Origin of the sequence: Peribacillus asahii, from assembly GCF_004006295.1 — a bacterium.
Classification (GTDB): Bacteria; Bacillota; Bacilli; order Bacillales; family DSM-1321; genus Peribacillus; species Peribacillus asahii_A.
Genome location: NZ_CP026095.1, coordinates 4,791,143 through 4,806,117 on the forward strand (window position 1 = coordinate 4,791,143; position 14,975 = coordinate 4,806,117).

At 36.9% G+C, this 14,975-nt stretch carries 14 protein-coding genes and 4 tRNA genes; 4 read left to right on the forward strand and 14 right to left on the reverse strand.

What is annotated here, in order from left to right:
* The first annotated feature begins 169 nt into the window (after positions 1-169).
* From BAOM_RS23645 to BAOM_RS23660, 4 genes are all read left to right on the forward strand, one after another.
* The gene (locus BAOM_RS23645) at positions 170-691 is read left to right on the forward strand and encodes a PadR family transcriptional regulator (protein ID WP_127762359.1); all 522 of its coding nucleotides are present in this window, start codon (positions 170-172) and stop codon (positions 689-691) included.
* 185 nt (positions 692-876) lie between these two features.
* Entirely contained in the window at positions 877-1,998 is a 1,122-nt protein-coding gene (locus BAOM_RS23650; protein ID WP_127762360.1) for an ABC transporter permease, read from the forward strand.
* A complete protein-coding gene (locus BAOM_RS23655) occupies positions 1,998-2,696 on the forward strand; it encodes an ABC transporter ATP-binding protein (RefSeq protein WP_127762361.1) in 699 nt (232 codons plus the stop codon). The genes BAOM_RS23650 and BAOM_RS23655 overlap by 1 nt, the downstream gene beginning before the upstream one ends.
* Before the next feature lie 19 nt (positions 2,697-2,715).
* Positions 2,716-3,036 carry a heme oxygenase gene (locus tag BAOM_RS23660; RefSeq protein ID WP_127762362.1) on the forward strand — a complete coding sequence of 107 codons (321 nt, stop codon included), beginning with the start codon at positions 2,716-2,718 and terminating at the stop codon, positions 3,034-3,036.
* A gap of 153 nt (positions 3,037-3,189) precedes the next feature.
* On the opposite strand, the gene rlmH is transcribed toward BAOM_RS23660, so the two are convergent.
* The 14 genes from rlmH to dnaB all read right to left on the reverse strand — a co-directional run bounded on the left by rlmH (position 3,190) and on the right by dnaB (position 14,885).
* The gene (rlmH, locus tag BAOM_RS23665; protein WP_119119023.1) at positions 3,190-3,669 is read right to left on the reverse strand and encodes a 23S rRNA (pseudouridine(1915)-N(3))-methyltransferase RlmH; all 480 of its coding nucleotides are present in this window, start codon (positions 3,667-3,669) and stop codon (positions 3,190-3,192) included.
* A 93-nt stretch (positions 3,670-3,762) separates the two neighbouring features.
* Positions 3,763-3,924 (reverse strand): CxxH/CxxC protein, encoded by a 162-nt coding sequence (locus tag BAOM_RS23670; protein WP_127762363.1) that lies wholly within the window; start codon positions 3,922-3,924, stop codon positions 3,763-3,765.
* A 183-nt stretch (positions 3,925-4,107) separates the two neighbouring features.
* Positions 4,108-5,340, reverse strand: coding sequence for a S1C family serine protease (locus BAOM_RS23675; RefSeq protein ID WP_127762364.1), 1,233 nt, complete (start codon positions 5,338-5,340; stop codon positions 4,108-4,110).
* A gap of 163 nt (positions 5,341-5,503) precedes the next feature.
* Positions 5,504-6,298 (reverse strand): MBL fold metallo-hydrolase, encoded by a 795-nt coding sequence (locus BAOM_RS23680; RefSeq protein ID WP_127762365.1) that lies wholly within the window; start codon positions 6,296-6,298, stop codon positions 5,504-5,506.
* An 8-nt stretch (positions 6,299-6,306) separates the two neighbouring features.
* Entirely contained in the window at positions 6,307-7,101 is a 795-nt protein-coding gene (locus BAOM_RS23685; RefSeq protein ID WP_127762366.1) for a two-component system regulatory protein YycI, read from the reverse strand.
* Positions 7,088-8,410: a YycH family regulatory protein gene (locus tag BAOM_RS23690; RefSeq protein ID WP_164853324.1), complete on the reverse strand. Its 1,323-nt coding sequence runs from the start codon at positions 8,408-8,410 to the stop codon at positions 7,088-7,090. Before BAOM_RS23690 ends, BAOM_RS23685 begins: the two co-directional genes overlap by 14 nt.
* The gene (gene walK, locus BAOM_RS23695) at positions 8,407-10,239 is read right to left on the reverse strand and encodes a cell wall metabolism sensor histidine kinase WalK (protein ID WP_127762368.1); all 1,833 of its coding nucleotides are present in this window, start codon (positions 10,237-10,239) and stop codon (positions 8,407-8,409) included. Before walK ends, BAOM_RS23690 begins: the two co-directional genes overlap by 4 nt.
* Positions 10,240-10,245: 6 nt before the next feature.
* Positions 10,246-10,953 carry a response regulator YycF gene (gene yycF / locus BAOM_RS23700; protein ID WP_127762369.1) on the reverse strand — a complete coding sequence of 236 codons (708 nt, stop codon included), beginning with the start codon at positions 10,951-10,953 and terminating at the stop codon, positions 10,246-10,248.
* A gap of 385 nt (positions 10,954-11,338) precedes the next feature.
* Positions 11,339-11,411 (reverse strand) — tRNA-Phe (locus tag BAOM_RS23705).
* Between the two features lie 134 nt (positions 11,412-11,545).
* A tRNA-Asp gene (locus tag BAOM_RS23710) sits at positions 11,546-11,622 on the reverse strand.
* A 20-nt stretch (positions 11,623-11,642) separates the two neighbouring features.
* Positions 11,643-11,717, reverse strand: a tRNA-Glu gene (locus BAOM_RS23715).
* A 13-nt stretch (positions 11,718-11,730) separates the two neighbouring features.
* Positions 11,731-11,806 (reverse strand) — tRNA-Lys (locus BAOM_RS23720).
* 183 nt (positions 11,807-11,989) lie between these two features.
* The gene (locus BAOM_RS23725) at positions 11,990-13,276 is read right to left on the reverse strand and encodes an adenylosuccinate synthase (RefSeq protein WP_127762370.1); all 1,287 of its coding nucleotides are present in this window, start codon (positions 13,274-13,276) and stop codon (positions 11,990-11,992) included.
* A gap of 244 nt (positions 13,277-13,520) precedes the next feature.
* The gene (gene dnaB, locus BAOM_RS23730; protein WP_127762371.1) at positions 13,521-14,885 is read right to left on the reverse strand and encodes a replicative DNA helicase; all 1,365 of its coding nucleotides are present in this window, start codon (positions 14,883-14,885) and stop codon (positions 13,521-13,523) included.
* Between the last annotated feature and the right edge of the window lie 90 nt (positions 14,886-14,975).

The window sequence follows — 14,975 nt, forward strand, 5'->3', positions numbered from 1 at the left end:
TGAATTGATTTTTTGAGAGGGTTCAAAAAGACGGCTTCACTCGTCGTTTACTTAAGATAGGGAGATTAAAACTTTCCCTCTATAGTTGTTGGTAAGCCCTCAATTGACTACAAATAAAATATACGAGAAAATATAAGACAAGAGATAATAGCAGAAAGGGCGGATCTCAATGGAACAACGCTCGCTTATTTTACTTGGATTACTCATGAGTCAAAGTCAACATGGATACCAAATCAATGAATTTATAGAGAGAAATTTAAGTGCAGTTACCGATATGAAAAAACCTACCGCTTATGCAACTTTAGATAAACTCAGTCAAAACGGATATATTGACATTCAGTTGGAGCAAGAAGGAAACAGACCGACCCGAAAAGTGTACTCCATAAATGATAGTGGCAAGCAATATTTTTACCAATTATTATTGAATAATTTATCTTCAGCTGAAAGGGTGAATTATCAAGGAGATATTGGATTAATGTTTATTGATTTTCTCCCTTTAGAAAAAACAATACCTGCATTGGAAGAACGTTTAAACAATAGTAAGAAATTATTAGAAGTCATGAAACAAACCCCATCCCACGGAGTAAGATCTGGAGTCAATCTTGCAGTAGAACACAAAATTACCATGTTAGAAGCAGAGGTTGCATTTCTTGAAAAGTCCATAAGAAATCTTTCTCTTTATTCGGAATAATTCTTCTACAGTAGTGTTAAATTCAAGGAAACCTTGTTAATAGGTTTCCTTTTCCTATTTATACATTATAAAATCCGCCACCCTGCCCTTAATTAGTCACGATTGACTAATCATAAATATAATAATATAATCATATTAAATTAGTCATCATTGACTAATCATATTAATTTAAGGGAGGATTTCCATTGTTTCTGGCTTTAAAAGAATTAAAACATGGCAAATTTCGTTTTCTTATGATTGGAATCATAACCGTCCTTATTGCTTGGCTAGTCTTTATCCTATCAGGTTTAGGAAATGGGCTTTCCACACTAAGCGCCGCAACATTTAAAAATATGAAAGCAGATTACGTTACTTTTGAGGAAGGATTTAGAGCCTCGATGAGCCGTTCACTATTAACTGAATCATTCGTGGATGAACTAGAAAAGCAAGATAATGTTTCCTCAGCAGCACCGATGGGAGCCACAATGGCTACGGTTTTAAAATCAACTCCTTCCAAAGATAGTGAAAAAGTAGATATTGCTATTTTAGGTATCACTGCGGGAAGTTTTTTAGAACCAAGCATCATTGAAGGAAACCCTCTCAATAATGATAAATCACTAGAAGTTATCGCTAATGACACCTTAAAAGATAAAGGATTTAAAATTGGAGACACACTCTCAATAGAAGGGTCTCTAGAGAAAATGAAAATTATTGGATTTGTAGAAAATGAAACATACAATCATTTACCCGCTATTTTTACTACACTAGATAAATGGCGCTCAATTCAGTTTGCAGCACCTGGTTCTGATAATAGTATTAAAAATCCAGTGAATGGTATTATGCTTCAAGGAGAAGATATTGATCCGCAGAAATTAAATGATCTTTTCCATAACACAGAAACAGTAACAAAGGCTGCGGCGATACAAGGAATGCCTGGATATAAAGAGGAAAATGGCACGATTATGATGATGTTGGCCTTCCTTTTAGCAATCTCAGCCTTTGTACTAGCTGTCTTCTTTTATGTACTTACCTTGCAAAAATCCAATCAATTTGGCATTTTAAAAGCGATTGGTGCAAGTAATGCTTTTTTAGGCAAAACAATTATGTCACAAGTATTTCTACTTTCATTCATTAGTATTGTTGTTGGAATACTCTTAACATATGGAACAGCTTTAATTCTTCCAGATGGAATGCCATTTTCACTAGATATTAAACTTGTCGTCATTTATGCTATTTTATTGCTAGTTATATCAATATTAAGCTCGCTGATTTCCATTCGTAAAATTACAAAAATAGACCCACTTCAGGCAATTGGGAGGATAGAGTAATGTCAGGAATAAAGTTCAATCATGTATCTAAATACTATCAACAAGGGGCAAATCAAGTTGTTGCTCTTAATGATGTTTCTCTTTCCGTCGAACAAGGAGAATTTATTGCCGTCATCGGTCCCTCAGGTTCAGGTAAAAGTACTTTTCTTTCCATCGCAGGGGCCTTACTACAAGCCTCAGAAGGGGAAGTAAACCTGAATGGAAAAGTAATAGGGGATTTAAAAGAGAAAGATTTATCAAAAGTACGCCTTGAGGAAATAGGGTTTATATTACAAACAAGCAATCTAATTCCTTACTTAAATGTTCTCGACCAATTACTGGTTGTAAAAAAAATGGCTGGTAAAGTGACAAAAAGAGATAAAGAAACTGCTAAAGAATTACTTCAAAATCTCGGATTGGAAACAAAAATGAAAAAACTCCCGGAACATTTATCTGGAGGAGAACGTCAACGTACAGCTATCGCTCGTGCCTTTATGAATAATCCTTCGATTATTTTGGCTGATGAACCAACGGCAAGCCTCGATACTCAAAGAGCCCATGAGGTCGTCCAACTTATTGCGAGGGAGGTGAAATCTAGAAATAAGGCAGCCATTATGGTGACCCATGACGAACGAATGCTAAAATACTGTGACAAAGTATATCGAATGGAAGACGGTAAACTTAAGCCGACTAGTTTTCATTTAGAAAATCTAAAATGACAAGCAGGGGGAATAATCAATGATTATTGTAACAAACAGAATTAAAACGAAATTAGGTTTTGCTGAAAAAATGGCTCCAATGTTCACAAGACCAGGTGCCTTACAGAAAATGGATGGTTTTGTAAAAGTTGAAGTATTAATTACTAAAAACCTTTCAGAATATGATGAGCTCAATGTAAATATGTATTGGAACACTATGGAAGACTTTGCCCAATGGCAAAACAGCGATGCTTTCAAAGAAGCCCATAAAGGCCCAACTAATGGTGGACAAGATTCACCTATCTTGGGAAGTGAAATCATTATTTCTGAGGTTGCTTCGACTTTAGAATCAAATACATGATGACCTTTTTTGGTAACTTATAGTCAGTTCCTCTGGCACACTAGACAAAATAGGTAGGCTAAACAAGTATGTCATAAATAATAAATCTTGTTTAGCCTATACCTTTCTACAAATCTTCCGATCCATCAATGGAATTCATGTAAAAGACCGCCTCTATTTATGATACGGTTCACCCCTCATAATCCGAAACGCTCGGTATACTTGTTCTACCAAAATTAATCTCATGAGCTGATGCGGGAATGTCATTTTGGAGAAAGAGAGTGCTTCATCCGCTCGCTTCATAACCGCTGCACTTAATCCGAGTGATCCGCCAATAATAAAGGCCACTTTGCTTTTACCATAGGTACCAAGCTTTTCAATTGTATCTGCTAATTCTTCTGATGTTTTCATTTTTCCTTCAATTGCTAGTGCAATAACATGTGCATCTGGGTTAATCTTAGATAGGATCCGTTCCCCTTCTTTCTCTTTAATTTGAAGCATTTCTACATCGCTTAATGTTTCTGGAGCTTTCTCGTCCGGTAATTCAATAATATCGACTTTGGCATAGGCCGTTAATCGTTTTAAATATTCATCAATCCCCTGTTTTAAATATTTTTCTTTCAATTTCCCAACTGTAACAATCGTTATATTCATTTTTATCCTCACTTTACAAACAGGTTAAGAACAGGTTATCCACATAACTTATCCACATATCCACATTATTCATCCACATCTTGTATAAGAATATTAGTTCGCCACCATATATATTGCGCTATTTCGACAATATTCACAGGTTGTTGATAATTGTTTTTCCTCTGCTACACTCGTTAAATTAGGGTATGTTTCACACTCATATACAATTTCATCTAGTGCCATTTCAACATGTTCTTGACAACAATACAGTACCATTCGTTTCGACTCTCCTTTTTGTGCATAAGTTGCTCATACTATTTATCCACAAACTATATCCTTTCATTTCAACCTCTTTTTTATCCACAGTTATCGTAACAGATTCCTAAAAAAGCGCAAGTAATCACAATAGCTTTTATGCAAAAAAAAGCAGGGAGAACTGTCCTCCCTGCTTCTCTTTTATTATTCTTGTTGGTCCGCTGTTGATAATGTGACTGTTGCCGTTTGTTTTTTACCGTCACGATAAATGCCCAATTTCACTTTTTCACCAATGCGCTTTTCATTATATAAATATTTTCGTAATGCTACAACATCTTGAATAGATTCTCCATCCATTTCAACAATTACATCAAATTCTCTTACCCCTGCTTTATCAGCAGGTGATCCTGCTTCTACACCAGTAATGGCAACTCCTGATTTGACATCAGACGGCAGCTTCAACGTATTCTCTTGATGATATTGAGAAATCTCTTCAACTGATGCTAAGTTGATACCTAAGTATGGTCGTTTTACCTCACCATATTCTTCAATGTCTGTAATAATTGGAATGACAGAATCAATTGGAATAGAAAGCCCTATACCTTCAACTGCATTTTCAGCAATTTTCATCGAGTTAATTCCGATTACTTGTCCTGCCATATTTATTAATGCCCCTCCGCTGTTACCAGGGTTAATTGCCGCATCTGTTTGAATAACTTCTGCATTCCAGTCAACTTGACCATCTTCATTAATATCCACTTCAATTGTCCGTTCTAAACCTGAAATAATCCCTTGAGTAATCGAACCAGAAAATTGTAAACCGAGCGGATTTCCTATTGCTATGACCGGCTCCCCTGGCTTTAATAATTCTGATTTCCCAAATTCAGCAATTGTTTTTACTTTACTACCTTTAACAACAATAACAGCTAAATCCGTCCAAGGATCGCTCCCAATTAATGTAGCCGGTAATTTCGTCCCATCGCTCAACGTCACTTCAAGCTCTGAAGCATTTTCGATTACGTGGTTATTTGTCACGATAAATGCCTTATCTCCGCTTTTTTTATATACAACACCTGACCCAGTCCCTGCCTCAGCTGATTGACCATCATTATTTGGATCGCCCATTCCCCAAAAATCTGTTTTTTGAATATTAGTGATTCCAACAACAGCATCTCCGGCTTTATCAACAGCATCCGTTACAGCCGTTGTTACATCCAGGGCCACCTTTTGCTTCGTTACTGCACTTTGATTATTGTCTGCTATGGACTGCTCAGTATTATTTGATTCATTCCCCTCAAGAATTCCTACTTCCGGAAATACGAATAAAATGACTAGAGCACCCACAATTGCTCCAATTAACCCAGAGAAAAAGTAGCTAAAGCGACTACGCTTTTTCTGTTGAGTTCGTTCCCCATAATTTGGTTCATTTGATTCCAAAACCTCTCCATCCTCTCCTTTTAGAATGAATAATTGCAATTACTAGTGTTTGGTTAATATATCCTTAATTATACGCTTTCGGCAGAAAATATCTAAAAAAAAGTACCTATACAACCAATACAAATAGGCAGCAACTAATATGTAGTTGCTGCCTATTTATTCTTTATAGCGTAACAAGCTCAGTCGGTTTTTTTGGATCTGTATCAAATAATGAAAATTGTTCTCCAACAACAACGCCTTTTGATTTCAACGTTTGTTCAACCGACATTCGTGCTAAATCTTTCATATTATTATCTAAACTTAAATGTGCTAAGTAAATCCTTTTTGTATTATCACCAACTACATCATACATCGCAAGGGCTGCATCCTCATTCGATACATGCCCAACATCGCTTAAAATACGCCGTTTTATGCTCCATGGATATTTCCCCATTCGAAGCATAGATACATCATGATTACTTTCAAATACATACGCATCGGCATTTGAAATAATACCTTTCATGCGGTCGCTCACATAACCTGTATCTGTGATAATTACCACTTTCTTTCCTTCATGATGAAACGCATAAAACATAGGTTCCGCTGCATCATGAGATACACCAAATGATTCAATATCTAAATCCCCGAATGTTTTTACTTGTTCCATTTCAAACAGGAATTTTTGCTCCGTTGAAATTTCACCAATAGAACGTTCCATCGCCTGCCACGTTTTTGCATTCGCATAAATCGGCAGCTTATATTTTCTAGCAACTACCCCTAACCCTTTAATGTGATCACTATGTTCATGGGTAACAAGAATGCCTGTCAGCTTAGACATATCTCGTCCAATTTCACTAAATAACCCTTCCATTGCTTTACCGCTCAATCCCGCATCAACTAGGAAGGCATGCTTGTCTGTCTCAATAAAAAAAGCATTTCCTGTACTTCCGCTTGCGAGTACACTAAAATGCATCGCCATATGAACACTCACTCCAATATTTTTTCTTCCGTATTTAACTCAATCACACTCTTATCAAAAGCATTAACAAATAAGTCTAACTTATCATTCACAACCACTCTCCATGTTGGAGCAAGCAAGTGCGTAGCAGACGTTGTTTGTAAAGAATTATAATAGCCCAGCTCTACTTTCGTAATATGGCTCTTTGGCTGGATATCACCATTAATATATAGAGTTTCAATCGCTTTAATAGCTGATACTAACTCTTTCGGCTTCTTAAACTTTTCAATTTTCTCTAAGTAAGTTTGTTCATAAGAAATCACTTGCTGATTCTTATTTAAATATAAAGTAACTTTCCCCTTACTATTATTAAAAAACATTTTCTTGTCCCAGTGCTGGTAAAAGACAATGGTGCTATTTTGTTCATCATAGCTCCAGTATTGATAGTCACTGCCATTCCAAATATAATCCTTTAACAACTGCTCTAATTCTGCTGATTGAACGCTCTGACTAATAGACAATGGTTTATCAAAAATACCAACGAGCTTCGTTGGATCATTCATTTTTATCTGCTGATTCGATAATTTTTTAGTATCATCCTTCGTAAAAACTTTACTCTGGGCGATTAAAAATTGCTCTTTCATCGTTGACTTCGGAAGCGGATCATATGTGACTTCGTCTCCTTTTAACATTTCATCAATAGATGCTTCCGTAATCAATTCATATTGATTATTATCTCTCTTCTCTAAATATTGATAGAGTAGAAAAATGTTCAATATAAAAAACACCATGATAAAGATGGATTTTGTCTTACTCCAATCCATTCATTTCTCCTCCTGCCTCATCGAATGGAACTGCTAACCAATCCCCTCCAGAACGATAATACCAGGTAGGCTCTAGAAACATAAGATTGTCATCTAAAGGCGCCATCGATAGTTTGTATCCAATCGTAATATCTTCTAAATTAAAGTAATCAAAGTTACGCATCGTCTTCAATTGGTCCAATACTTCTTCTCCAGATGGCAGGGACACGAAAGATTGTTCAAAAGGATCGGCAGTTTGAAAGGTGAAATACGGACGTTGATAACTATACATTTCATCCTTCCCCCAAATTTCCTCAATTTCAGACATCCCTAAATGATTAAATACAGGATAACCATCATGATATAAACGGAAGATTACACGTTGATCCTTCTCGTCCATATAAGCAAAACGATAATTACTTTCTTTCCATCCTGCATGATTATTAACAAACTCAATACTTTTTTTAAGTAAATCACTTGAACTGCTTAACATCTTACTTTTTTGAGACGTATTAATATAAGAAAGCATATGGGTCGTTTTATCGACCGAGAGCAGCCTCGTACTATCCGTATACTCATCACCGCTCACGACTGTTTCATGGCGAACATTTACTGGATCAGCAAATAACGCATTCTTGAAATTTTTAATATTTAAATAATCAATTAAATATTTATAGCGAGGCAGCGATATTTCATCTTTAGAAACAAACACCTCATGCTGATTATTAACAGCATGTGGAACATATTCTGGATAGGTATTCGCTTTTTGAAAAAAGGTGGTATGGAAGGCACTCAACCTTTTCGTCTGAATTGAAGCTTCTAAAATACTTAATTCTTGAGAAGAAACAAAGTATAAGACACTTTCCTTACTCTGTATATCTTTTTGCTTATATAAAATTCGATCAAAAGAAAAAGTAGGCACTTCTCTATTCACCATACCAACAACATTTTTATACAATTGGAATGGCACATCATCGGGAAATATAATTTCCACTGTTCCATCCTCATGCATAAAGTCATTCATTTCTTTCTTTGTCATATGAGTAGAAAGCTTTTTAGCATTATACAAATTCCACTTATTCATTTGCACCGATGCCTTTTCTAAATCAACAGGACTAGAGGTTTGGTAATGTTGCCTATTCCGATGAATAAGAATGTTGCTTGGTTCAATGACATCACCCGCTGTTTTTTCTTCTCGGTCAATCACTAAGAATGGACCTTGATCAATCTTTTCAAGTTCAGGTTTGTACGTCCAAATGCTCCATGTTAAATAGGTGCTGATTGCAATCAATAGGAATAGCACAATACTTTTTGCACGCTCTAAATTCATGACCATTCATCCTCTTCATCTTGCTCATATGGAAGAGTAAAAAATACAGTTGTCCCTTTGCCTTCCATACTTTCTGCCCAAATTCTACCACCATGGGCTACTACCATTTCTTTTGCAATAGCCAAACCGAGACCTGTACCACCAAGGTTTCGTGACCTTGCCTTATCCACTCGATAAAAGCGATCAAAAATTTTATCAATTACATTTTTCGGAATCCCTACACCTTGGTCACTAATGCTAACGACAATAAAGCTCTCTACAGTCCCTATACGGAAGGTGACTTGCCCGCCTTCAGGTGAATACTTTAACGAATTGGAAATAATATTATAGAGTACTTGTGTAATTTTATCTTCATCAATATCAACATAATAATTTTCGTTTGGAATATCACGGACAAACGTAATATCATCATTCTTGGTCATTTCAAAGCGATCAATGATGTGATCATAAAACTTATTAAAATTAACCCAGCCTTTGGATAATCGATAATCTTTACTATCCATCTTCGAAAGCTGAAGTAAGTCATTAACAAGTCGAATCATTCGTTCTGTTTCATTTTGTGTAACATTCAAAAATGAAGGAGCAAGTTCTTTATCCTCCCAGGCTCCATCAGCAAGTGCTTCTAAATAACTCCGCATCGTCGTCAATGGAGTACGCAGCTCGTGAGATACGTTCGCCACAAATTCACGGCGTTCTTCTTCGATTTTTTCCTGCTCCGTAATATCATGTAAAACTGTAATTAAACCATTAACAAACCCTGTTTCCTTTTGGATAACAGAAAGGTTTGCCCGTAAAATATAAGCCTCTTTTTTCGTACTATAGTCAAGAATGATGGATTCCCTTTGTTCAAGTAAATCATCAAATGTATATTCCTCTTCCAAGCCGAGTAATTCGATAATTGGTTGATTTAATACAGTTTCACGTGTAACGTTTAGCAACTTTGCAGCTGGTTCATTGATTAAATTGACGCGGCCACGTCGATCCGTAGAAATAACTCCATCTGTCATATTTGCCAAAACAGACGATAACTTGCGCCGTTCACCTTCTGTACTCGACTGCGACTCTTGTAACTTTTTCGTTAAATTATTAAATGTCACTGCTAGTTGACCAATTTCGTCATCACCATATATTTTAACTTTTCGAGAAAAGTTTCCTTTAGACATTGCTAAAGCCTGCTTTTGCATATCTGCCATCGGCCTTGTAATCGTTCGTGCAAGTAAGATTCCTAAGAGAGCAGTAATACCTAAGGCTATAGCGGTTCCTTTAATGAATATATTATTAATTTCAGACATTTGTTCAAAAACATTTTCCATATCTGCAATTAAGTAAATAGCACCAATAACTTCGCTGTTTGCCTCAATTGGTGTCGAAAGCACCCACACGCGTCTTCCTGTTTCCGGGTCACGATATATCCCTTCATCATCTTCCCCTATACCTAGCGTTTGCTTCACTGTAATCTCTGTTGTTTTCCTTCCGATAATTTCCTGGTTTCCAGAATCGGAGGTCCCAATCACACGACTACTGCGAATATCTATGACTCGTACTTCAGAGATATCCTTTGATGTGTTATCTTTATCTTTCAAAATGGTATTAATCGCTTCTTCCAAAGTAGGATCATCTTCATCTCGCTCTTTTATCATTTCCTCACCAATACTGTAAGTAAGCAAGTTAATATGACCTTTAATGGAATCTTTAAAATTACTAACAAGATTATCTTCTAATTTCCCAACAAAATACACGCCAATAATCTGCATGGCTACAAAAATGAGCAATACATAAATTAGAACCAATTTAACATGTATCGAGCGGAAAAAACCAACCTTTTTCATAAATGATTACTCCTGTTCAGGGTTGCGCAAGTAATAACCTACTCCTCTTCTCGTTACAATCCAACTTGGATGACTTGGATTGTCTTCAATCTTCTCACGGAGACGTCGGACTGTTACATCTACTGTACGGACATCACCAAAATAGTCGTATCCCCAAACCGTTTGCAATAAATGCTCACGTGTCATCACTTGTCCAATATGCTTCGCTAAATAATGAAGAAGCTCAAATTCACGATGTGTTAATTCAATCATCTCACCACGTTTTGATACAACATAAGCATCCGGATGGATCACTAATGTACCAACTGTAATTTCTTTTGTCTCCTCTTCAGGATCTGGCGTTGCCACGACTTGCTGACGTCTTAAGTTCGCTTTTACACGCGCAATTATTTCCCGGGTACTAAATGGCTTTGTTACATAATCATCTGCACCAAGTTCAAGTCCAAGCACTTTATCAATTTCAGAATCCTTAGCCGTTAGCATAATAATCGGAACCTCCGATGTTTTTCTAACTTCACGACAAACCTCCATACCGTCACGTTGTGGAAGCATAATATCAAGCAGGATTAAATCGGGCTGTAGCTCCTCTACCATCTTTAGAGCCTCATTGCCATCATACGCACAATGAACATCATAGCCTTCTTTCTTTAAATTAAATTGTAATATATCTGCAATTGGTTTTTCATCATCCACGACCAAAATTCTCTTATCCATTTTTTAAATCACCCTCCCAAAAGGACCTATTAAGCATAGATATCTTTATTATACTGTATCATTTAAAACGCTTTAAATCATCTTTTTCCTATTATTACAAGCCTAATAAGTCTTTCACTCATTGTACGTAAAAGGCCTTCGAATTTATTCCGAAGGCTTCCTCAATAGCTACTTAAAGCACTAGTATTATCCATTAGAAAGGGAACATTCCTCCCCTTCACTACTCTATCATATAATACTATTTTTTCAGAATTAAACTTTATACTGTAATAAAATTGTATCAATTATTACAAGTAAGTAATAACGATTTAACTTGATTGCTAATATCATGTAACTACATTCTCTATCAAAACAAAAAAACGCCATTATGGCGTTTTTTTGAAGATGGCTCAGGACGGAATCGAACCGCCGACACAAGGATTTTCAGTCCTTTGCTCTACCGACTGAGCTACTGAGCCGTATATAGTTACTCTCTCTAACATAAAAACTACTTATCTTTTTCCCAACTCTAAAGCCTTTTCAAGATACAGCTCATTGAGTATAAAAAATCTAACATCTATATAAACTTGCACCTAGGTACAAGGATGAAAAATGGCGGTCCGGACGGGACTCGAACCCGCGACCTCCTGCGTGACAGGCAGGCATTCTAACCAACTGAACTACCGGACCAAATAGATTAATCTAAAAAATGGTGACCCCTACGGGATTCGAACCCGTGTTACCGCCGTGAAAGGGCGGTGTCTTAACCGCTTGACCAAGGGGCCCTAATTTAAAAAATGGTGAGTCATGCAGGATTCGAACCTGCGACCCTCTGATTAAAAGTCAGATGCTCTACCAACTGAGCTAATGACTCATTTTCTAAGTTGTTTTCTTTTCTGACGACGCTTATTATAGTATCATGATATTATATAAAAAAGCAATACTATTTCTATATAAATTTTCATAAAAATATTTTTTTATTTATTAAGCAGCATAAACCTCTATTTACTAGATGACAAAAGGCTGGATATCCAGCCTTTTGCAATCTATGCAATGATTATCTCCAAGGATTATTTACAACATTTGTTTGTGTACGATCAGGACCTACAGAGAAAGTAGCTAATGGAACACCGACTAATTCAGATACACGCTCTACATAGTTACGTGCATTAGCTGGAAGCTCCTCTAGTGTTCTACATCCTGTAATATCTTCTGTCCAGCCTGGAAGCTCTTCATATACTGGTTCGCATTCTGAAATTGCGTTTAAGCTTGCAGGATACTCTTGGATTGTTTCGCCACGATATTTGTAAGCAACACAGATTTTCACTTTTTCAAGCCCTGTTAATACATCAATAGAGTTTAAAGAAAGATCTGTAATACCGCTTACACGACGAGCATGACGAACAACGACAGAATCAAACCAACCTACGCGTCGTGGTCTTCCTGTTGTCGTACCATATTCACGGCCTACTTCACGAATTTGGTGGCCAATTTCATCATGTAATTCAGTTGGGAATGGACCATCTCCAACACGGCTTGTATAAGCTTTACATACACCTACTACATGGTCGATTTTTGTTGGACCAACACCAGAACCAATTGTTACACCACCAGCTACAGGGTTAGATGAAGTAACAAATGGGTATGTACCTTGGTCAATGTCTAACATGATTCCTTGAGCACCTTCAAATAATACGCGTTTTCCTTCATCAAGTACATCATTTAAAACAACAGATGTATCACAAACATATTGTTTAACTTGTTGTCCGTACTCATAATATTCATCTAAAATATCTTCAACTTTAAATCCTTCTGTTTCATAAAAACGTTCAAACAGGAGATTTTTATCAACAAGATTCTTCGTTAATTTTTCTTCAAAAATCTCACGATCTAGAAGGTCTGCCATACGGATACCAACACGTCCGACTTTATCCATATATGCAGGTCCGATCCCTTTTATCGTTGTTCCAATTTTATTTGCACCTTTGCGATCTTCCTCTACTCTATCTAATTTAATATGATATGGAAGAATCACATGCGCACGATTAGAAATACGAAGATTATCTGTACTAATTCCATGCTCATGCAGGTAAGCAATCTCTGTGACAAGAGCTTTTGGGTCAATTACAACCCCATTACCAATGACACAGATTTTATCACTATTAAAAATCCCTGATGGAATTAAGTGAAGTTTATATGTTACTCCGTTAAACTTAATCGTATGCCCTGCATTATTACCACCTTGATAACGTGCAACGGCTTCCGCGCTTTCGGATAGAAAATCTGTAATTTTACCTTTACCTTCGTCTCCCCATTGTGTACCAACGACTACAACTGATGACATTTTATTAAAGCACCTCCAAAGGTTCACTAACTATTCCTTATCAAACAAACCTATTTTACCAAGAAGAGAAATGGAAAGTCAACAAACTTCCGAACATTATAAAATCCTATAAAATATTTGTTCGTATATTTCTATATTAATAGAGGGTAATGCCTCTATCATTGCCCGTCTTTTTCGATTCCTTTGAACTTTTACTCACTATATAAAATAACCCCCGCCCACTAAACGTGAGGCGAGGATTATTCTACGCTCCTGGCGGCATATTAGAGTCATCAAAACGACGTTCTAGATTAACGAACTTATTATATTCCTTAACAAAAGCAAGCGAGACAGTACCTACTGGACCATTCCTTTGTTTAGCAATAATAATTTCAATAATATTCTTATTCTCGGATTCTTTATCATAGTAGTCGTCTCGATATAAGAACGCAACGATATCAGCATCTTGCTCAATACTTCCTGATTCACGAATATCCGACATCATTGGGCGCTTATCTTGACGTTGCTCTACACCACGTGAAAGCTGTGATAAGGCAATTACAGGCACTTCTAGCTCTCGAGCTAACGCTTTAAGCGACCGTGAAATTTCTGATACTTCTTGCTGACGATTTTCACCTGAGCGGCCATTCCCTTGAATTAACTGCAAGTAATCAATCAAAATCATTCCAAGGCCATTCTCCTGCTTCAAGCGGCGACATTTGGAACGAATTTCACCAATTCGAACACCTGGTGTATCATCAATATAAATACCTGCATTAGATAAGCTTCCCATTGCCATCGTGAGCTTCCGCCAGTCCTCATCCGTTAAAGCACCCGTTCTTAAGTTCTGCGCATTAATGTTTCCTTCCGCACAAAGCATACGCATAACAAGCTGCTCTGCTCCCATCTCCAAGCTAAAGATTGCAACATTTTCATCTGTTTTCGTTGCAACGTTTTGAGCAATATTTAGTGCAAATGCAGTTTTACCAACAGATGGACGAGCCGCAACAATAATTAAATCATTACGCTGGAACCCAGCTGTCATTCGATCTAATTCAGCAAATCCGGTAGGAATCCCTGTGACATCACCTTTACGGTTTGTTAGTTCTTCAATATTATCGTAGGTACGCACAAGCACATCTTTAATATTTTGGAATGAACCACTATTTTTACGCTGGGCGACTTCCATAATATTCTTTTCAGCTTCACCAAGTAAATCCTCTACCTCATCCTCACGACTATATCCTTCTTGAGCAATATTCGTTGCTGTTCGAATTAAGCGACGCAGCAATGACTTTTCTTCAACGATACGTGCATAATACTCGACATTAGCCGCAGTCGGCACAGAACCAGCTAGTTCACTTAAATACGTAACTCCGCCGATTTCTTCTAAACTTTTAGTGGCTGCCAATTCTTCTGTTACAGTAATTAAGTCAACAGCCATTCCTTCATCATTCAACTTAAGCATTACATTAAAGATTTTCTGATGTGCGCTACGATAGAAATCTTCCGGAATTAATACCTCAGACGTAACTGTCAACGACGAAGGTTCTAGAAAAATCGCACCTAACACTGCCTGCTCTGCTTCTATATTTTGCGGCGGGATACGATCTTGAAATTGTTCATTCATATTTAAGAGCCTCCTATTCTCAGAGGTTATTAAGAAAAGCCCAAGGCGCCCGTTCGTTATCGGCAATAAGCATAATGACAAGCGCTAAGG

Coding starts and splice junctions, on each gene's coding strand:
- BAOM_RS23645 (WP_127762359.1), top strand. CDS start 170: ATGGAACAACGCTCGCTTATTTTACTTGGATTACTCATGAGTCAAAGT.
- BAOM_RS23655 (WP_127762361.1), top strand. CDS start 1,998: ATGTCAGGAATAAAGTTCAATCATGTATCTAAATACTATCAACAAGGG.
- BAOM_RS23660 (WP_127762362.1), top strand. CDS start 2,716: ATGATTATTGTAACAAACAGAATTAAAACGAAATTAGGTTTTGCTGAA.
- rlmH (WP_119119023.1), bottom strand. CDS start 3,669: ATGAATATAACGATTGTTACAGTTGGGAAATTGAAAGAAAAATATTTA.
- BAOM_RS23670 (WP_127762363.1), bottom strand. CDS start 3,924: ATGGTACTGTATTGTTGTCAAGAACATGTTGAAATGGCACTAGATGAA.
- BAOM_RS23680 (WP_127762365.1), bottom strand. CDS start 6,298: ATGGCGATGCATTTTAGTGTACTCGCAAGCGGAAGTACAGGAAATGCT.
- BAOM_RS23685 (WP_127762366.1), bottom strand. CDS start 7,101: ATGGATTGGAGTAAGACAAAATCCATCTTTATCATGGTGTTTTTTATA.
- BAOM_RS23690 (WP_164853324.1), bottom strand. CDS start 8,410: ATGAATTTAGAGCGTGCAAAAAGTATTGTGCTATTCCTATTGATTGCA.
- walK (WP_127762368.1), bottom strand. CDS start 10,239: ATGAAAAAGGTTGGTTTTTTCCGCTCGATACATGTTAAATTGGTTCTA.
- yycF (WP_127762369.1), bottom strand. CDS start 10,953: ATGGATAAGAGAATTTTGGTCGTGGATGATGAAAAACCAATTGCAGAT.
- BAOM_RS23725 (WP_127762370.1), bottom strand. CDS start 13,276: ATGTCATCAGTTGTAGTCGTTGGTACACAATGGGGAGACGAAGGTAAA.
- dnaB (WP_127762371.1), bottom strand. CDS start 14,885: ATGAATGAACAATTTCAAGATCGTATCCCGCCGCAAAATATAGAAGCA.